This is a genomic window from Streptomyces sp. DSM 116795 (assembly GCF_055792905.1).
The window spans coordinates 3,328,469-3,347,447 of the sequence record NZ_CM147707.1; the positions used below are offsets into that span (position 1 = coordinate 3,328,469).

Consider the following 18,979-nt stretch of genomic DNA (forward strand, 5'->3'; position numbering starts at 1 on the left):
CGGACGGCAGGCGGACGGCCGCCTGCGGCGCACGACCGACCGGGGCGGCCACCAGGCCACGCACGCCGGCCGACGTCGCGCGTTCCGGTCCGACCGGTCCCGCCGGTCCCCGCTCGTTGTGAAGCAGATGCAACGATCAGAGAACGACGAGTGAGGTACCGGTCAAAGAGCCCTGATTACAGCCAATTTGCCGCCGTACGTATGGATCAAGCCGCCCGCACCGGTGGTTAGACTCACCCGACTGCGAAGAGGGGGAGCCCAAGAAGCTGCGGGAGGAGCAAGATGGTGCAGGCGAAGAAGATCATGATCTACGTACTCACCGTCTTCGCCCTGTATACGGTCATCACCTCCCCCGCCAGGGCAGCCGACCTCGTACAGATCGGCTTCGAGGGCATATCGAGCGCGGCGCAGGGAGTGGGGCACTTCATGACCGAGGTGGTGAGGTAGCCCGGCAGCCCGCCCGTCGGCTCGGCCGCCCCCGCACCACGCAGACCCCGCACACTCCGCAGACCCCGCGAGCATTCGCCTGGCGCTCTCCCCCTGCACACCCGTGCCCTGCACGCAGCCGCAGCTCATTCCCCGGCGCCACCGGGCATCCGACCACGCACGCCGGACCCCTCTCGGCACATCCCGCCGCCTCCCGGCATTCGGCCCTCGCCCTTCACCGGTGCGAGGGCCGCGCGTTCACCCGGCATTGAGTCATCCGGCCCCACGGGCGGTACCCGCGTTCGTCTCGACGGTCCGTACGGACACCGCGAAACTTCTCAACTCCTCACCAACACGGCAATTTACGGTGCTTGCGCACGTTGCACATGTCTTGTGATGCTATGACCGCTTTTGGCCGATGCGTGGAGCGAGACCGACCCGGACCCGAAGAGGTGGTGGCTGAGTGGCGGCGACCCAGACCCGCGAGAGCCGCAGCGCGGAGGCCCGGGCGCTGACCCAGGAGCTCTTCGAGCAGCTGGCCGAGCAGGAACCCGGCACCGCCGGACACGAACGGGTGCGCACCGCACTCATCGAGGCCAACCTTCCCCTGGTGCGCTATGTCGCGGCGCGCTTCCGCAGCCGCAACGAGCCGATGGAGGACGTCGTACAGGTCGGCACCATCGGACTCATCAACGCCATCGACCGCTTCGACGCCGAGCGCGGCGTGCAGTTCCCCACCTTCGCGATGCCGACGATCATCGGTGAGATCCGCCGCTACTTCCGCGACAACGTCCGCACTGTGCACGTACCGAGACGACTGCACGAGATGTGGGTGCAGGTCAGCAGCGCGACGGAGGATCTGACGACGGCCTTCGGACGCTCACCCACCACCGCCGAGATCGCGGAGCGCCTCAAGCTCACCGAGGAGGAGGTGCTCGCGTGCATCGAGGCCGGACGCTCGTACCGCGCAACGTCGTTGGAGGCGGCGCAGGAACGCGAGGACGGCCTGCCGGGTCTGCTCGACCGTCTCGGCTACGAGGACCCTGAGCTGGACGGGGTCGAACACCGCGATCTCGTAAGGCACCTGCTCGTCCAGCTTCCGGAGCGCGAACAGCGCATCCTGCTGCTGCGCTACTACCGGAACCTGACGCAGTCACAGATCAGTGCCGAGCTGGGCGTGTCCCAAATGCACGTGTCCCGGCTGCTCTCGCGGAGCTTCGCCCGCCTGCGTGCCGCAAATCGAATCGAGGCATAACCGGACAGAGTCAGCCATGCCGACGGCTCAACTTCCTCAGCTGTGCAGTTTTATCGACATGGGGCTACGTCGCGTTGCCTACTTGTGACATTCTGCAAGAGCTGCGTTTGCCGCGACGGTGCTTCCGGTATGCAGGGGGAGGTGCTCCCTTCAGCCGAGGGCGCCGCTGCGATCCGTCCGCGACCTCAAGGGGGTGGCATGTCCGTAGAACTGGGCAGCTCGAAGGTGCTCACTGAGAACACGACCGACGACGTCGACGCCATGGGAGCCCCCGAAGCCCCCGCAGATCACGATGCCATCGACACGCGCACCCTCTCGCGCTCCCTCTTCCTGCGGCTCGCCGCGCTCGACAAGACTTCCCCTGGTCCCGACGGCCGGGGAGACGCCCCCAGCGTGGAACGTACGTACGTGCGGGACACCCTCATCGAGCTCAACCTCCCCCTCGTGCGGTATGCGGCGGCGCGCTTCCGCAGCCGCAACGAGCCCATGGAGGACATCGTCCAGGTCGGCACGATCGGCCTGATCAAGGCGATCGACCGCTTCGACGCCGAGCGCGGCGTGGAGTTCCCGACGTTCGCGATGCCAACGGTGGTCGGGGAGATCAAGCGCTTCTTCCGTGACACCTCATGGTCGGTGCGGGTGCCGAGGCGCCTGCAGGAGCTGCGTCTGGCGCTCACGAAGGCGAGCGACGAACTGTCGCAGACGCTGGACCGCTCCCCGACCGTCCCCGAACTCGCCCACGCCCTCGGGGTGTCGGAAGAGGACGTGGTCGACGGGCTCGCCGTCGGCAACGCCTACACCGCCTCCTCGCTCGACTCCCCCGCCCTGGAGGAGGACGGCGGCGAGGGCTCGCTCGCGGACCGGCTCGGCTACGAGGACAGCGCGCTGGAAGGCGTGGAGTACCGCGAGTCGCTGAAGCCTCTGCTGGCCAAACTGCCTTCGCGCGAGCGGCAGATCATCATGCTGCGCTTCTTCGCCAACATGACGCAGTCGCAGATCGGCGAAGAGGTCGGCATCTCGCAGATGCACGTCTCCCGACTGCTGACGCGCACGCTGGCGCAGCTGCGTGAAGGGCTGACCGCGGAGGAGTGAGCGCCGGCGTGTGCGCTCGGGCCCGTGCGCGTCCATGGCGTACGGGCAGACGCCCCGTCAACCCGGGGCGCCCCGTCACCGGGGACCGAGGACCCGGGTGAACGCCGGGGCCGGGCGCACCGAAAGGGTCGGTGCGTATCCGGTCGTCCGCTCGGCAGGCGGTCCGCTTCGTGCGCGGTACGGGAAGGCGGTACGGACGGCGCCCGTCAGCCCACCGCGAGCCAGACGGCGGCCGCCACAACGGCGATGACGGCGACGACTCCGACGATCAGGCCGACCCGTGGGCCGGAAGAAGGCGCCTGTGCCGCGGCGGGGCGCTGCGCGCCGGCGCCGGCGCTCTCCTCGTCGACGAAGGCGCGGAACATCTGAGTGCTGCCGGCCGGGTCCTGGGACGGGTCGGGGCCTTGCGGAGCATGCGGGTTGTGAGCCATGGGGCAGGACGATAGCGAACGCCCCGGGGCGGCGGACAGCCCTGTCCCGGCGACCAGGACGGGGGTCCGGGCCTCATAGAGAGCTCCGCTTTGCTGATTCTTTGCCTCCGCTTGCATCCGGATCATTTGCGTAACGCAACTAACCGAACTTATTGTTGCCTGAGGCAACGATAATCAGGAGCGAGGATGCCCGCGCGAGCCGCACGCAGCGGATATGAGGAACTGGCCCGGCACCTCAGCGGGCTCGGCGCCGTCCGGCGAGAGCTGATGCGGGGACTGCCGGCGGACTGTCCACCCGCTTCCGCCGGCGTCCTGACGCTCCTTCACAAGTACGGCGAGATGCGTATGGGTCGTCTCGCGGAGCTGATGGCGGTAGACATGTCTGTCACCAGTCGCCACGTCACCCACACCGTGGAGCGTGGATGGGTCGAGCGCGAGCCCGATCCGGAGGACGGACGCTCCCGGCTGCTGCGCCTCACCGAGCAGGGAGGCCGACAACTGGACACGCTCTCCAAGGCCACGACCAGGACCTTGGAGGGCATTCTTCACGACTGGACCGAGGAGGACATCGCACGGTTGAACGGGATGCTGGAGCGCCTGCGGGAGGGCTTCGGCGACTGCCGCGCCACGGTTCCCGCGCGGACGCCCGCGCCGGGCCGTACGCCGGGGGCGACGGAAGACCGATGAGCAGTACGACCAGCAGGCCCGGAAACGCGGGCAACACGGGCACCACACGCACCACACGCACCACGGGCACGGACCATCACGACCACGGACCACAGCAGGAACACTGCACGGCACTGAAGAAGAGTTAGGGAAAGAATGGCCACGACCACACCATCCGGTGTGCAGGGCACCGGCTCCGGCGGCGGGGCGGGCGACGCGTCGCAGAATCACATGCCCGCGACCAACGGGCCGGGCGGCGCCGCACCCATGACGCACCGGCAGATCATGGAGGCACTGTCCGGGCTGCTGCTCGGCATGTTCGTCGCCATCCTGTCCTCCACGATCGTCGCCAACGCCCTGCCCCAGATCGTCTCGGAACTCGGCGGAGGGCAGAGTTCGTACACTTGGGTGGTGGCGGCCTCGCTGCTGACGATGACGGCGTCGACCCCCCTGTGGGGCAAGCTGGCCGACCTGTTCAGCAAGAAGGTGCTGATACAGACGGCCATCGTCGTCTTCGTGCTGGCCTCCGCCAGCGCCGGTCTCGCGCAGAACACCGGCATGCTGATCGCGTCGCGCGCCGTGCAGGGCATAGGCATGGGCGGCATCTCCGCCCTGACCCAGACTGTGATCGCGGCGATGATCTCCCCGCGCGAGCGCGGCCGTTACACCGGCTACATCGGCGCTTCCTTCGCCGTCGCGATGGTGAGCGGGCCGCTGCTGGGCGGCGTCATCACCGACACCAGCTGGCTCGGCTGGCGCTGGTGCTTCTACGTCGGCATTCCCTTCGCCGTCATCGCGCTGCTGCTGCTCCAGCAGACGCTGCACCTTCCGCTGGTCAAGCGCCGGGTGAAGATCGACTGGGCGGGTGCCTTCCTCGTCGCTTCGGCGGCCTCGCTCCTGCTGATCTGGGTGACGTTCGCCGGTGACAAGTACGCCTGGCTGTCGTGGGAGAGCTATGCGATGGTCGGCGGCTCGCTGCTGCTGACGCTGCTCTTCATCCTCGTCGAGGCCAAGGCGAGCGAGCCGATCATTCCGCTGCGGCTCTTCCGCAACCGCACCATCACGCTGACGTCGATGGCCTCCATGTTCGTCGGCATCGCGATGTTCGGCGCGACGGTCTACCTCAGCCAGTACTTCCAGCTGGCGCGCGGCGAGTCGCCGACGATGGCCGGTGTGATGACGATCCCGATGATCGTCGGGATGTTCCTCTCCACGACGCTCTCCGGGCTGATCATCAGCCGTACGGGCAAGTGGAAGATCTGGCTCTGCTCCGGGGGCGTTCTGCTCACCGCGGGGCTCGGCCTGCTGGGCACGATGCGGCACGACACCGAGTACTGGCACTTGGCGCTCTTCATGGCCGGCGTCGGTGTGGGCGTCGGCATGATGATGCAGAACCTGGTGCTGGCCACGCAGAACCAGGTGGAGTCGACGGACCTCGGCGCGGCCAGCTCGGCGGTGAACTTCTTCCGCTCGCTCGGTGGCGCCGTCGGTGTCTCCGTACTGGGCGCGGTCCTCGCGCACCGCATCTCCGACTACGTCGACGACGGTCTGGACAAGCTCGGCGTCGAGCACGGCGGGCCGACGGGCGGTGCCGGCAGCGACATCCCGGACCTGGCCAAGCTGCCCGCGCCGATACGGGATGTCATCGAATCCGCGTACGGACACGGCATCGGCGACATCTACCTCTACGCGGCGCCCGTCGCGCTGCTCGGCCTGCTGCTGGTGCTGTTCGTCAAGGAGGTGCCGCTCAAGACGTCTTCAGGGATCGACCAGTCCGCCGAGACCGGGGACGCCGCCGCGGCGCAGTTCCTCCGGCAGGACGGTGCGTACGCGACGGAGGGCACCGCAGGTCACGCCGGTCACGCCGGTCACGCCGGGTTCGGCGGTCCCACCGCCTACCCGCCCGGCTACACCGGTGCGGGCGACGGCGGCCACCCGGGGCAGCACGCGGCACCGCCCGGGGGCGAGCCCGACCCGAACGAACCGCTGGCCGCCTCCCGGCACTCGGTGCTCGGCACGGTCCGCAACGTGGAGGGCCGGGGCGTGCCCCGCGCGGCCGTCACGCTCATCTCGCTGAGCGGACGTCAGCTCGGCCGCTCCGTGGCGCGTACGGACGGCCGCTACGGCATGGACACCCCCGGGCCCGGGAGTTACGTGCTGATCGCCGCCGCCGACGGACACCAGCCGCAGGCGACGACGATCACCGTCGGGGACGAGCCGCTGAGCCACGACGTCCGGCTGTCGGCGACCAGCGGGCTGGCCGGCCGTGTGCGCAGCTCCGGCGACGGGCAGCCCGTGCGTGCCGCGATGGTCGTGGTCACCGACGAGCGGGGCGAGGTGCTGGCCACCGGACGGACGGGTGAGCGGGGCGAGTTCGCCTTCGACGAGCTCGTCACCGGCACCTTCACGCTCGCGGTCAACGCTCCCGGCTACCGGCCCATGGCGCGGCCGGTGGAGATCGAGGGGCAGGGCATCACCCGTATCGACCTGGATCTGGCGGCAGGTGCGCGCGTGCAGGGCGTGATCCGCGCCGGCGTCGACGCGAGTCCGCTGCCGGACGCCCGTGTGACGCTCGTCGACGCCGCGGGGAACGTGGTCGCCACGGCGACGACCGGTGAGGACGGCGCGTACGGCTTCACCGACCTCGACGCCGGCGATTACTCGATCATCGCCAGCGGCTATCCGCCGGTGGCGACCGCGCTCAATGTCGAGGGCGCAGGTCCGGATGCCCACGACATCGAGTTGCACCACCCGGACGAGTAGGACTCCCGACCTGTCCTTCCTTCCGTCCGTCCCGCCACGTGCGGCAGCGGTGCCGTGCCGGCCGGGACCGGACGGGTGGACGGAGGGGCGGAGGGGCGGACGGGCGGCGCGTGCAAGTAGGGCACGCCGGCGCCCGCGGCCGAGGCCAAGCGGACGACGGACGGACGCCGGACCACCCCGTGCGGCTGCCGGGCGACCCGGACGACGAGGTGCGCAGACCGGAACCGGAAGATCCCGCAGCGCACTTCCCGCCCGCCGGATGCGGAAGGAAGACTGGGCCGGGGGCGTCGGGCGGGACGGCCCCGGCACCGGTTGCCGGACCCGTCACGGGGCGGGCCGTACAGACCGGGCCCGAACGAGAAGGAGCGAATCGGAAGATGGCAGGCGCAGGCGTACGGGCGCAGATACACACCCACGAGGGGTGGCCGGTACAGCACGCCGTGCTGACCGTGACCGACATGACGGGCGTTCAGGTGCTCCGCGTGGAGGCCGACGACGAAGGCGTCACGCAGAGCGAGGAGGCACTGCCCGCGGGGCCGTACACGGTGATCGCCACCGCCCTGGGCTATGCGCCCGCCGCCGCCACCGCTCTCGTGACCGCCTCGGGACGGGCCGATCTCGGGACGCTCGTGCTCGTACGGGAAGGAGGCAACGAACTGCCGCCGCCCGGGCCGTGGACCGTCGACCCCGTCCACTCCACGGTGGGAGCCACGGCCCAGCACCTGGGGATCTCCAGCGTGCACGGCCGCTTCACCGACTTCGAGGCCCGTATCGAGATCGACGAGGAGCCGCACAAGTCGTCGGTGGAGGCCGTGATCCAGGCCGCGAGCATCGAGACGGGCAACCGGATACGCGATGCGCACCTGCGTTCGGAGGACTTCCTCAACGCCGAGCGGCATCCGCAGCTCACCTACCGCAGCCATGCCGTGGAGCCCGCGGGCACCGACCGCTGGACGGTGCACGGCTGGCTGGCGATGCACGGGGTCGTACGGGACGTCTCGCTGAGCCTGACCTACCTGGGGTACGGGCCCGACCCGTGGGGCGGCACCAGGGCGGCCTTCCGTGCGACGGCGGAGCTGAAGCGCGAGGAGTTCGCGATGAACTACAACCAGATCCTGGCGGCCGGGATCGCGGCGATCGGCACGACGCTGCGGATCGAGCTGGACGTGCAGGCGGTTCAGGGTGAGGAAGTGCCGCCCCTCGAATGACGGCCGCGGCGACGGGACCGCGACGAGAAGAACAGCTGAGGGCCCCCGGGCTCCGGGCCCGGCTCCCGGAGCCCGGGGGCCCTCGTATGAACGACCCGGTGGCCCGGCCGTTCGCCGGGCCGCCGAATCACTTACTTGTCCGCGCCGAAGCGCTTCCCACGTATGTCGGCCGGCTGTTCGCTCAGCCGTTCACGTAGCCCATGTACGTGTCCCAGTTCCAGTTGGGGCCCGGGTCCGTGTGGTCGTTCCCGGGGACCTCGTTGTGGCCGACGATGTGCGCACGGTCCTTCGGGATGCCGTGCTTGTCGCACAGGTGCTTGGTCAGGGCACCGGAGGCGCGGTACATGGCGTCGGTGAACCAGGACGGGTCGTCGACGAAGCCCTCGTGCTCGATGCCGAGGCCGGAGGCGTTGCCGCCCCTGGCGTGCCAGGCGGTGTCGCCGTCGCGCACCATCTGGGTGATCTCGCCGTCGGAGGAGCGCACCACATAGTGCGCGCTGACCTCGGCCTCGGGGTTCTTGAACCAGTTGATCGTCCCGGCGTACTCGCCCTGGGTCACGTGGACGACGACCTGGGAGATGGCCGCCTCACGGCCGGCGCTGAAGTTCGCCGGGTCGGCCGGGTTCCAGATGGCCGGCGGGTAGTCCTCGCTCTTCGTGCCGGTGCCGGGGGCCGCCGCCTTCGCGAGCTTGCCGCGCTCGGGCGTGACCTTCTCCGGGGACATGCGGACCTTGGTGCCCTTGGCCGGGATGCCCTTGCTGACGAAGTCGTAGGCGGCGTCCGCGTAGAGGCGCTTGAGCGAGGCGCTGTCGGCACCGCCGTATGCGGCGACGGCCGGGTACCAGGCCTCGACGCGCTCGCGGTCGGAGGCCTTCAGGCCGGCCTTGTCGGCCTTCGCGCGGAGCACGGCGGCGCCGCCGCGGATGTTGGCGGCGTCCTTCTTCTTCAGGTCGGCCTCGGACTCGCCGGTGATCTCGGCGGCCTGCTCCAGGGTCTTGCGCTCGGGGTTGCTGACCAGGTGCATGACGCCGAAGCCGTTGTCCTGGCTGGGCTCGCCCTTGTGACCGTCCAGGTGCGTCTCGGCGTAACCCACGGCGACGAGCAGGTCGCGCGGCACGTCGAACTCCGAAGCGGCCTTGGTGAAGGCCTCGTTCATCGTCGGCTCGGCCTCCGGCGTGGCAGCCGTCGCCTGATGACCGGCCACGGCCAGGCCCGCGACGAGCGCGCCTCCGAGCGTCGCCGCCAGGACTCTCTTTCGTGTGTTCATCGGCTCTGTTTGCCTCTCTGGATCCGGCTCCGGCACGTGGTGGGGGGATCGAACTCCTGGCGCCGGCCGGCGCGCCGGGTCAAGGCCGGTGCCAGGGGGGTTGGCGTGGTACGCCCTTACGCCGTTCACGGCACGTGGGGTGTGCCGGGGCTTCGGCGCCGTTCCTCGGGTGCCTGGGGGGTGGTTGTGCGATTCGTTACGGGGCGGTTCGTTGCGTTGCGTTGTGGTGGGCCCGGGCCCCGGTCCGGCCGGTCCGCCCGGGCGCGCGGCGCCCGAAGTGCCGCCGCCCGCGGGGGGATTGGGGCGTCCCGGGCCCGTCCCGGATCCGGTCAGGTGCCGGCGATCCGGCGGATCAACCGGTCAGGGCTGGCATGGCAGGGAGACGCCGCGCTCCGACATGTAGGCCAGCGGGTCGTCGCCGACGCCCGTACCGCCGTCGATGTGGACCTCGAAGTGCAGGTGCGGACCGGTCGACTGGCCCTCGTTGCCGACGGAGGCGATCCGCGCTCCGCCCTCGACGGTGTCGCCGACCTGGACGAACCGCTCGTTCATGTGCCCGTACTCGGTGACGGAGCCGTCCGGGTGCTTGATGCGCACCCACTGGCCGTAACCGGAGGCAGGGCCGGACTCGGTGACTTCTCCCGGGCCGGCCGCGAAGATCGGCGTACCGATCGGGGCGGCGAGGTCCACTCCGTCGTGGCCTTCGTGGTGACCTTGGCTGATCTCGGCTCCCACGGGGCAGGACGCCTGGTAGGCGGCCTTCGCACCGTCGGCGGTGCCGGCGCTCGCGGCCGGGACGGCCACAGCGGTCGCGATCACGCCGCCGCCGGCGGCGGCGAGAGCGAGCAGGACGCGCTTGGCACGTCTGCTTGGGGGACGGTTCATGGGGGGTTCCTTCCACGGATGAAGACGGATTCCGTGCGACCGCCAGTAGAAGCAACGGGCCATGTACGCGACAACCCTGTTCCAGCAACAAGTGACACTTTCTGTGTCACGTGAAGGATTCCGGTGGCATGAATCACCCGCAGCCACACCAATTCGGGCTCGTTCTTCCCTGGTTGGACCACTGAAGAGCGGTGCCGTCTCACGTTGTGGACGAACTGAGGGGCGGCGTCGGGGCACTTGGAGTACGAAATCCGTAGCGCGTCTACGTGACTCTCAAGTCGGCCTCAAGAAGACCCTCAATTCCGCCTCAAACCGGCGGTGGAGAAGGGGTGAAGAAGCCGCGCCGAAGCAACTCGCGGGAAGCGCGGGGCCTTTGGCGGGACCTTGGCGGGACTCTCCACCGGGCCCTTCACCGGGTCCTCCGCGGGGGCCTTCGCGCGGGGCCGGGCGGGTCAGAGTCCGACGAGGGTGATCTCGGTGGCCTTGACGCTCGTCCAGACGGACACGCCGTCCGCCAGGGCCAGTTCGCTCGCGGCCTGCGGGGTGATCTCGGCGACCAGTTCGGGCGCGCCGTCCAGTGCGACCACGACGCGCATACGGCCGCCCGCGGCGGCGATCTCGCGGACGGTGCCGGACCATACGTTGCGCGGGCTGCCGTCGGGCCGGCGCCGGTGCACGGAGACGGCCTCGGGGGCGACCACCGCAAGCGCCGGCTTGCCCTCGCCCAGCGGCTCCGCGACGACGAGCGAGCCGCCGCCGCGCAGCGCCAGCCTCCCGTCCGAAGTGAAGCTGCCGGGCCAGGCGTTGTGCCCGAGCATGCGGGCTACCCACGGCGAACGCGGACGCCGCGTCACTTCCGCGGGCGCCGCCTCCTGGAGCACCCGGCCGTCGTCGAGCACGAGGATGCGGTCGGCGAGTGAGACGGCCTCCACGGGATCGTGCGTCACGACCAGGCAGACGCCGCGGAATCCCGCCAGGTGCGTGCGCAGGGTCCGGCGCACGCGGGCCCGGGTCGTACGGTCGAGCGCGGCGAGCGGCTCGTCCAGCAGCAGCAGCCGGGGGCGTGCTGCCAACGCCCGTGCCAGCGCGACCCGTTGGGCCTGTCCTCCGGAGAGCTGCGCGGGCCTGCGATGCGCCAGCCGGCCCACGCCGAGGCGGTCCAGCCAGTCCTGCGCCGTGCTTCGCGCCTCGCGCCGCGGAACCCCCTGCGCGCGCAGTCCGTACGCCGTGTTGGCGAGGGCGCTCAAGTGCGGGAAGAGCGCGCCGTCCTGGGGCACCCATGCGACGCCGCGGCGGTGCGGGGGCGTGGCCGTGGCGTCCGTACCGCCGAGGCTCAGGCGGGCGTGGGCACGGTCGGTGAGGCCGAGCAGGGCGCGCAGGAGGGTGGTCTTGCCCGCTCCGTTGGGGCCGACGACGGCGATGGTGGTGCCGGGTGGCGCGTCGAGGGTCAGCCGGTCGAAACCGGTGACGTCGGCGTGCAGGGAGCAACTCGTGCCCGGGAGCGGGAGGTTGGCGTCGCCCGGGGACGAAGGGGCCGGCAACGGGTCGGGGGAAGTGGCCGCGTGAGTGGCCGCTTCGAGGCCGGGGTCACCGGGGTCGGGGTCGGGGTGGGGGGCGGAGTGGGGGTCGGGGTCGCGGTTGGTATCGCCGTCGGTGTCGGTGTGGCCGTCGGTGTCGGGCGCCCGCCGGGCGCTCGACTTCCGGCCCGTACGGCTGTCGTGGCCGCCGCCCGTCCAGCGCCCACGCAGTGCGACGAGTACCGCCATCGCGATGGCCAGCAACAGCAGGGACACGGACGTCGCTGCCTCCGGGGAGTTCTGCAGCAGGAGATAGACCTGGAGCGGAAGGGTCTGCGTGACGCCCGCGAGGTTCCCCGCGAAAGTGATCGTGGCGCCGAACTCCCCGAGCGCACGCGCCCAGGTGAGGGCCGCGCCGGCCGTCAGCCCGGGACCGACCATGGGCAGGGTGACCGTGAAGAACACCCGTATCGGCGAGGCCCCCAGCGACGCCGCCGTCTCCTCGTAGCCCGGCCGGAGCCCGGCCAGCGCCCCCTCCAGGCTGATGACGAGGAACGGCATGGCGACGAACGTCGCGGCCAGCACGGCGCCCGAGGTGTGGAAGGGCAGCGTGATCCCGAACGCGCTCTCCAGCCACGGCCCGACCAGGCCCCGCCGCCCCAGTCCGAGCAGCAGTGCCACACCGGCGACGGTGGGCGGCAGCACCATGGGAAGCAGTACGAGGGAACGGACCAGCGCCTTGCCCGGGAAGTCGGCGCGGGCCAGCAGCCAGGCGAGCGGCACACCCAGTACGAGCGACAGGCCGAGAGCCCAGAACGAGACGACGAACGAGAGCGAGAGCGCCTCGGTGACGCCGGGGCTCGTCAAGTGGGCGCCGAGCCGGTGCCATTCCGTACGGACCAGGATGCCGGCGAGGGGGATCAGCAGGAACGCGATCGCCAGCACTCCGGGCACGGCGAGGGCCAGCGGAGCCCGCAGACGGTGGCTTCTCATCGGGGATGCCTCAAGGCCTCGGATACGTACCTGCTACGGCTTCTGGAAGCCGGCGTCCCGGAGGATCTTCTGCGGCGCGGGTGAACTCAGCCACTTCACGAACTCCCCGGCCGCCTCCGGGTTCTCGGAGGACTTGAGGGCGGCGGCCGGGTAGGAGGCGACGGCGTTCTGCCCGTCCGGGATCCGGACGGCGTCGACCTTGCCGGGCACGGCGGCGGCATCGGTCCTGTAGACGATGCCGGCGTCGGCCTCGCCCAGTCCGACCTTGCTCAGAACGGCACGTACGTTGGCCTCCTCCGAGACCGGCTCGACCTCGGCCTTCTGCTTGTCGAGGACCTGCTTGCCGTAGCGGCCCACCGGCACCTCGGGAGCGGCGAGGACCACCTTCAGCTTCGGGTCGGAGAGATCCTTCAGGCTCCCGGTCTTCTCGGGGTTCCCCTTCTTGGTGACGATCACGAGCCGGTTCTTCGCGAAGACCGTGGGCGTCCCGGTGTCCGCCTTGATCCCGTCCATCGTCCGGGTGTCCGCGGTCGCCACCGCGTCGGCGGGTGCGCCCTGTTCGACCTGGGCGGCCAGCTCCTGGGAACCGGCGAAGGAGAACTTCACCTTGATGCCCGGGTGTTCCTTCTCGTACTCGGCACCCGCCTCCTTGAAGACGTCCGTGAGCGAGGAGGCGGCGAGGACCGTCAGCTCCGTCTTCCGTCCGTTCCCGGAGTCCTGCTCGCCTCCGCCGCTCGCGCCGCTCCCGCAGGCGGCGAGCGGCAGGACGAGAGCTGCGGCCACTGCCGCTGATGCGGTACAGAACCTGGCGCGGGCGGCGGTCATGATCGCGGAACTCCTCGGATCGCGGGGGCACGGGAGGCAGGGGGAGGTGGCAGGGGGCATGGGCCGGAGTTCAGTGCCGGTCGATGTGCACGTTGGTGGATTTCACGCGGGCGGTCGCCTGCATCCCGACCTCGAGCCCCAGTTCCTCCACGGCCTCGCGGGTCAGCAGGGACACGAGCCGGTGCGGACCGGCCTGGATCTCGACCTGTGCCGCGACGTCACCGGTCTTCACCGCGGTGACGATGCCGGGAAATGCGTTGCGCGCCGAGGTGTACGAGATCTCCTCGTCCGCATGGCCGCCCTGCCCCAACTCGACTGAGAACGCGGCCAGATCCCGCCCCTTGATCAGACGCCGGCCCGCCTCGTCCCGATGCGTGGCGACCTTGCCCCCGTCCGCCCAGCGCCGCGCCGTGTCGGGGCTGACGCCCAGCAGACGCGCTGCCTGGCCGATCGTGTAGCTCTGCATGCCTGCAAGGCAACCAAGCCGCACTTGCATTTGCAAGAGGCGAGGCGAAATGTGCTGTGCATCTGACGCTCTGAGAAGGATTAGAGCCTCTCGTTTGCGCTGATGCGGACGCCCGGTGTGGGGCGCCAGGTGTGGCGCCAGGCGGGGCCCGGGATGGCGCGCGGCGACGGAACGGCCGCCGGCGTGACGACGGGACTGCGGGACGGCGGCCGCCGGCGCGGACGGGAGCAGCGGCCGGACCGGCGTCCGGACCGGCGTCCGGCCGCATTTCCGGCCGCGCCGCGGACCGCGCTCAGATCGTGAAGGGCCGCTGCCGCAGGAACCTCTTGTTGCTCCGGCCCGTCGTGAAGAAGTTGGGGCTCTGGACCGCGGGCATCGCCTTGAGGATCTCGCGGTGGAACGCGCGGTATCCGCCCCCGAACTTGCCCTCGTTCCACACCTGCAGGAGCGTCCCGGTGAAACGGCCGTTGCGCAGGCCGTCGGCAGCGAGCTGGTTGTCCTGGCAGGCCGAGATGAGCAGCGCGCTCGCGCCGAGTTCGCGGTTGTCCTTGGCGTTGAGTTCGCGCTGGATGGTGTCGAAGAAGTCCTTGTCACGCTCGTAGGCCTCGGCCTGCCGCTCAAGCGGCATCAGCCGGGAGGTCTGCTCGACGGCGGCGGGTTCGGTCGTCTGGAACTGCTCCTTCATGGCCTCCGGGGTGAGGATCTCCCGGACCTTGATGCCGCTGCCGCTGTGGCAGCTGTCGAGGAAGGCGAGGATGCGGACGCCTTCGGCGAACTCTTCGAACTCCTTGAAGAGTTCGTCGTCGATGTACTCCCTGTCGTGCATGACCATGGTCTCGTCGAGGCGGTCGGGTTCGTCCTCCGGACCGTTGATGTCCGGCACCTGGCCGCCGTGGCCCGAGTACGTGAAGAGCAGGATGTCGCCGGCGTCCAACGTCCGTGCGGCCTTGCGGAGTTCGGTGTTCAGGTTGGCGACCGTCGCGTCCTTCGTGAGAAGGGTCGTACGGTCACGGAAGCCGGCTTCCTTGGCGAGCCGGTCCATGTCCCGGGCGTCATTCTCGCAGGCGACGAGCTTGCCGTCCCAGCCGCCGTACTTCTTGGGATCCACCTTGTTGAGCCCGATGTGGATGGACATGCCACGAGCCATGGAGTGTCTCCTTACCTGCTGGCGAGCGAGGCCGGCCGACACCTGCGGCGGCTCCGCGCGCTGGATGAGCCTCCCCTCGTCGAAGCTAACCGCCGTGTCCGGGGGGCCGGGGAACCTGGTGGGCCAGATGGGTGACGCAGGCCGCGAGGGGCGGGCTGGCCGCGGCAGCCGTACGGTCCGAGCGCCGGCCCTGCACGGCACGGCGGAGGACGGACCGGAAATCCAGTGGCGGCCTCAGCCACCCGCCCGTTAGACAGGCCCGATGGTGGACCGCTTGTTCTCCGACCCCGGGCTCGCCGAGCTGTACGACACCCTCTGCGCCGGGCGGGACGACTTCGGCTTCTATCTCCCGTACGTGATGTCCGCGCCCACCGTCCTCGACATCGGCTGCGGTACGGGCGAGCTCCTGCACATGGCGCGAAAGGCGGGCCACACCGGCCGCCTGTGCGGGCTGGACCCGGCGGAGGCGATGCTCGACCAGGGACGCCGGCGGCGCCCGGACGTCGAGTGGGTGCCCGGCGAGCCCGGAACCGTCGCCTGGCAGGGCGAGTTCGAGCTCGTGGTGATGACCGGGCACGCCTTTCAGGTGTTCGTCGAGGACGAGCAGCTGCGCTCTTCGCTGACCGCGATCCGCGCCGCGCTCACGACGGGCGGACGCTTCGCCTTCGAGACGCGCAATCCCGCCGCCCGGGCGTGGGAGCACTGGGTCCCGGAGAACGAGGTGGAGCTGGCCGATCCGCGGGGCGGCGTACTGCGCTCCCGGCACGAGGCGGAACCGCCCGTGGGAGACACCGTCACCTTCCGTCACACCCTCACAGGCCCCCGCTGGGCCGTCCCGCAGACCTCCCGCAGCACGCTGCGATTCCTCGGTGCGCGGGAGCTGTCGTCGTTCCTGGCGGAGGCCGGGCTGAAGGTCGCGGAGCAGTTCGGCGACTGGGACGGCAGGCCCTTGGCGGACGGCAGCCCGGAGATCATCACCGTCGCCGTACGGAGCTGACCTGCCTCGCCCGGCTGCTGCCGCCCCTGGCCCCCTGGCCCCCACGAGCCGCCTCAGCACAGCCGTGGACCGGCCCGGCCCGGGCCACTGCGTGGCCGGCCATCGCGAGCCAACCGGGACGGCGATGAGTTTTCGGCGCTGCCGAAGTCGATACGGACGCCACATCCACTGGACATGGAGGACGGCATGGCTCGGGAACTCTTCGCCGGCATCCCCGTCACCGACTACGCCGCGGCCCTGCCGTGGTACGAGCGGTTCTTCGGCGGAAAGCCGTCGTTTCTGCCGAACGACATCGAGGCGGTGTGGGAGGTGGCCGAGCATCGCTACGTCTACATCGTGGAGGACCCGGACCGGGCGGGAAACGCCCTGGTGCTGACGTTCGTCGACGATCTCGACGAACGGGTCGCCCAGGTCGCTCGCCAGGGCATCGAGCCCGCGGAGCGTGAAACGTACGAAGGCGGCGTGACCAAGGTGATCTACCGGGACGCGGACGGCAATGAGATCAGCCTCGGCGGCGGCCCGGGCTGAAGGGGAAACGATCACAAAGCTGGAGTTCGTCTGCGGGGCGGCCCTCAGGCGACGCCGTCGACGTCCCGTCCGGCCCGGTACACCAGCAGATACCGCCAGAACACCAGACGCCGCAGCGTCGACCCCGGCAGGAGCCGTGCCGCTTCGGTGCGGGTCGCGGCGTACGACATCGGGGGCGGCCAGACCAGTGGGACCCGCACGGGCGGTTCGGACCGGTCGGGGCGGCGTCTGCTGAGCACCTTGTCCGCCTTGAGCAGGGACAACGCCGGGAGGGCCCACACCGCGTCGGCCGCCGACCTGACGGCGTAGAGCCCCAGCACCGCCAGGACACCGCCCGGGGCGAGAGCCTTCCGCAACGTCAGCACGGTCTCGAACGGCATGTGGTGGAGGCTGGCGATGCACGAGATGAAGTCGTAGTGGGAGTCGGCCAGTTGCCACTCGCGCACATCGGCACGGCGGTAGCGGGGGCCGCCCCCGGCCGCCCGCGCCTGCGCGACGACCCCCTCATGGGCGTCCACACCCTCGGCGTCGAGCCCCCGCTCCGCGAGCAGCCGCGCGAACCGCCCCGTCCCGCAGCCGACGTCCAGCGCCGTCCGCGCTCCCTCAGGAACCTGTTTCAGCAGCAGCGGGTGGTAGTGATCGTTGTAGTTGAAGGCCACGCCCATGTGGACGGAGCCTATGCACGCCCGCGTCCCGGCAGCAGCCGAACATGCGATGTCCACGTTCACGGACCCGGTACCGGTCACGGACCCGGTACCGGTCACGGGCCCGGTACCGGTCACGGTCCCGGTCGCTAACGGGCGGTGAACTTCGGCCGACGGGCCGGGTCAAGCCCGCGTCGTGCCCGTTCCGTCCTCGTACGTTGAGCACACACAAGCGAATCGAGCGTGCGAGGCACCCATGGAGTGGTTGAGCCCGGAGAGCCTGCTGGCGGTGCTCGGCGTCCTCGCGACGGTAGGCGTTCTGGCATACGAGCGGCTGATACCGGGGCTCAAACGCATCGGCTACCGCGTCCAGATGGACACCCCGATAGGCGGTGACGCGCACAACGGCCAACCGGACGTGCGGCTGGGGCTGTTCGGAGAGGCACCGGAGATGTCCGACGCGTCGCTGGTGCTGCTGCGCATCGAGAACGACGGGCTGCGCGGCATCGCCTCGGACGACTACACCTCGCGCGAACTCACCGGCCTCACCGTCACGTTCACCGAGCGGACGGTCACCGGAGTCGCAGTCACAGAACCCAGCCACAGCCACCTGATGCAGCACTTCACCCGCTACCTGGGCCTGCGTCACGACGGCAACGCGATCTCCGTGCCCAAGGTTCCGCTGAACAAGGGCGAACACTTCAAGCTGCTGGTGCTGCTGACCGGTTCCGGAGTCGGCGGTGAGGTGACCGTGAGCGGCGGCCTCAAGGACGGGGCCGTCAAACGCAACCGCAAGCAACCCCGGCCCAGCAACCGGGTGTTGGGGCTCGTCACCTTTCTCGCCGCGCTTCTCCTCTTCGAACCGCTCGTATTCACGCTGGGCAAGCCCTCGCCCGCCCCCCTGGGCTGCGCACGCGGCGAACTGACCGTCACAGGCTCCACGGCGTTCGCGCCGGCGCTCCGGGACGCCGCCCGTGCGTACGAGAAGGAATGCCCCGGCGCGAAGATCACCGTCCAGGCGACGGGCAGCATGGCCGGCATCAGAGCACTGGAGGTGGCCGGCAGCGCTGCCGGGCACGGCACCCCCGCGCATCTGACCCTGTCGGACGGCCCGAAGCCCGCCAACTACAAGCAGCTGAGGGGAGCCCAGGTCGCCGTGTCCGTCTTCACGCTGGTGGTGAACGACGATGCACGGGTGCGCGACCTGTCGCTCCGCGAGGTACGGGACATCTACCGCGGCACGATCCGCAACTGGAAGGACGTCGGCGGGCGGGACCTCCCCGTCCGGCTGGTGAGCCGCGGCGCGGACTCGGGGACCCGTGAGGTCTTCCAGCGCCGGGTCCTGAGCGGCGGCGAACAGGCGTATTCCTCACGCGACTGCGTGACTCGGGACGATCCACGCGCTCCCGTCGTCCGCTGCGAACTGGACAGCACGGAGGAGGTCTTGAAGACCGTCGAGAAGACACCGGGCGCCGTCGGCTACTCCGAACTGCGCGCGGCCTCCGGGCACCGCGGCCTGCACACGCTGAAGCTCAACGGCCGCACGTCCTCCGCCGAGGCCACCACGGACGGTCAGGTGGCCGAGGACCTGCTGACGGGCGCGTACCCGTACCGCGAGATCGAATACGCATACACCTACGGGCAGCCCCCCGCAGGATCGATCGCCGCCGGCTTCCTCGACTACCTCGTCACAGGCAGCGGACGGCACGCCGTACGCGGCCAGGGGCATCTTCCCTGCGCCTCGCCACCGAACGAGCAACTGTGCGGGGCGCTTTGAAGCCGGCGTGCGCGCAGCAGGACGGGGCCGTGGTTCCCAGTGGCTTGACGGTGGATGCCTGCCGGTGGACGGGGCACGGAAGCAGCACTGAC

The 18,979-nt window shown here is 70.3% G+C and carries 18 protein-coding genes; 10 read left to right on the top strand and 8 right to left on the bottom strand.

Annotated features, from left to right (window positions below; all coding sequences use genetic code 11):
* Window positions 1–282: 282 nt before the first annotated feature.
* From ACSMXX_RS14325 to ACSMXX_RS14335, 3 genes are all read left to right on the top strand, one after another.
* Complete coding sequence (locus ACSMXX_RS14325; protein ID WP_473184407.1) at window positions 283–447, top strand: hypothetical protein; 165 nt, start codon at window positions 283–285, stop codon at window positions 445–447.
* Window positions 448–889: 442 nt separating this feature from the next.
* Complete coding sequence (locus ACSMXX_RS14330) at window positions 890–1,681, top strand: RNA polymerase sigma factor SigF (protein ID WP_070009288.1); 792 nt, start codon at window positions 890–892, stop codon at window positions 1,679–1,681.
* A 198-nt stretch (window positions 1,682–1,879) separates the two neighbouring features.
* On the top strand, window positions 1,880–2,773 hold the full coding sequence (locus ACSMXX_RS14335; protein ID WP_473184408.1) for an RNA polymerase sigma factor SigF: 894 nt from the start codon (window positions 1,880–1,882) through the stop codon (window positions 2,771–2,773).
* A 206-nt stretch (window positions 2,774–2,979) separates the two neighbouring features.
* Here the strand turns inward: ACSMXX_RS14335 and ACSMXX_RS14340 are convergent, their stop codons facing one another.
* Window positions 2,980–3,204 carry a hypothetical protein gene (locus tag ACSMXX_RS14340; RefSeq protein ID WP_473184409.1) on the bottom strand — a complete coding sequence of 75 codons (225 nt, stop codon included), beginning with the start codon at window positions 3,202–3,204 and terminating at the stop codon, window positions 2,980–2,982.
* 186 nt (window positions 3,205–3,390) lie between these two features.
* On the opposite strand from ACSMXX_RS14340, the gene ACSMXX_RS14345 reads away from it, so the two are divergent.
* From ACSMXX_RS14345 to ACSMXX_RS14360, 4 genes are all read left to right on the top strand, one after another.
* A complete protein-coding gene (locus tag ACSMXX_RS14345) occupies window positions 3,391–3,891 on the top strand; it encodes a MarR family winged helix-turn-helix transcriptional regulator (protein WP_473184410.1) in 501 nt (166 codons plus the stop codon).
* Complete coding sequence (locus ACSMXX_RS14350) at window positions 3,888–4,019, top strand: hypothetical protein (protein ID WP_473184411.1); 132 nt, start codon at window positions 3,888–3,890, stop codon at window positions 4,017–4,019. The genes ACSMXX_RS14345 and ACSMXX_RS14350 overlap by 4 nt, the downstream gene beginning before the upstream one ends.
* A 118-nt stretch (window positions 4,020–4,137) precedes the next feature.
* Window positions 4,138–6,633, top strand: a complete 2,496-nt coding sequence (locus ACSMXX_RS14355) for an MFS transporter (RefSeq protein ID WP_473184779.1) — start codon at window positions 4,138–4,140, stop codon at window positions 6,631–6,633.
* A 377-nt stretch (window positions 6,634–7,010) separates the two neighbouring features.
* On the top strand, window positions 7,011–7,841 hold the full coding sequence (locus ACSMXX_RS14360) for a YceI family protein (RefSeq protein ID WP_473184412.1): 831 nt from the start codon (window positions 7,011–7,013) through the stop codon (window positions 7,839–7,841).
* Window positions 7,842–8,022: 181 nt separating this feature from the next.
* Here ACSMXX_RS14360 and ACSMXX_RS14365 read toward each other — a convergent pair whose 3' ends face one another.
* From ACSMXX_RS14365 to ACSMXX_RS14390, 6 genes are all read right to left on the bottom strand, one after another.
* On the bottom strand, window positions 8,023–9,108 hold the full coding sequence (locus ACSMXX_RS14365; RefSeq protein ID WP_473184413.1) for an N-acetylmuramoyl-L-alanine amidase: 1,086 nt from the start codon (window positions 9,106–9,108) through the stop codon (window positions 8,023–8,025).
* Between the two features lie 360 nt (window positions 9,109–9,468).
* Complete coding sequence (locus tag ACSMXX_RS14370) at window positions 9,469–9,993, bottom strand: M23 family metallopeptidase (RefSeq protein WP_473184414.1); 525 nt, start codon at window positions 9,991–9,993, stop codon at window positions 9,469–9,471.
* A gap of 452 nt (window positions 9,994–10,445) precedes the next feature.
* Window positions 10,446–12,503: an ABC transporter permease gene (locus ACSMXX_RS14375; RefSeq protein ID WP_473184415.1), complete on the bottom strand. Its 2,058-nt coding sequence runs from the start codon at window positions 12,501–12,503 to the stop codon at window positions 10,446–10,448.
* Window positions 12,504–12,536: 33 nt separating this feature from the next.
* Complete coding sequence (gene modA, locus ACSMXX_RS14380) at window positions 12,537–13,328, bottom strand: molybdate ABC transporter substrate-binding protein (RefSeq protein WP_473184416.1); 792 nt, start codon at window positions 13,326–13,328, stop codon at window positions 12,537–12,539.
* Between the two features lie 70 nt (window positions 13,329–13,398).
* Complete coding sequence (locus tag ACSMXX_RS14385; RefSeq protein WP_473184417.1) at window positions 13,399–13,794, bottom strand: TOBE domain-containing protein; 396 nt, start codon at window positions 13,792–13,794, stop codon at window positions 13,399–13,401.
* Window positions 13,795–14,086: 292 nt separating this feature from the next.
* Complete coding sequence (locus ACSMXX_RS14390; RefSeq protein ID WP_473184418.1) at window positions 14,087–14,941, bottom strand: caspase family protein; 855 nt, start codon at window positions 14,939–14,941, stop codon at window positions 14,087–14,089.
* Window positions 14,942–15,203: 262 nt separating this feature from the next.
* Between ACSMXX_RS14390 and ACSMXX_RS14395 the strand changes: the two genes are divergently transcribed.
* Window positions 15,204–15,938, top strand: coding sequence for a class I SAM-dependent methyltransferase (locus tag ACSMXX_RS14395; protein WP_473184419.1), 735 nt, complete (start codon window positions 15,204–15,206; stop codon window positions 15,936–15,938).
* A gap of 186 nt (window positions 15,939–16,124) precedes the next feature.
* Complete coding sequence (locus ACSMXX_RS14400) at window positions 16,125–16,466, top strand: VOC family protein (RefSeq protein WP_473184420.1); 342 nt, start codon at window positions 16,125–16,127, stop codon at window positions 16,464–16,466.
* A gap of 44 nt (window positions 16,467–16,510) precedes the next feature.
* Here the strand turns inward: ACSMXX_RS14400 and ACSMXX_RS14405 are convergent, their stop codons facing one another.
* Window positions 16,511–17,131: a class I SAM-dependent methyltransferase gene (locus ACSMXX_RS14405; RefSeq protein WP_473184421.1), complete on the bottom strand. Its 621-nt coding sequence runs from the start codon at window positions 17,129–17,131 to the stop codon at window positions 16,511–16,513.
* Between the two features lie 235 nt (window positions 17,132–17,366).
* On the opposite strand from ACSMXX_RS14405, the gene ACSMXX_RS14410 reads away from it, so the two are divergent.
* Window positions 17,367–18,887: a PstS family phosphate ABC transporter substrate-binding protein gene (locus ACSMXX_RS14410; protein WP_473184422.1), complete on the top strand. Its 1,521-nt coding sequence runs from the start codon at window positions 17,367–17,369 to the stop codon at window positions 18,885–18,887.
* The last annotated feature ends 92 nt before the right edge of the window (window positions 18,888–18,979 follow it).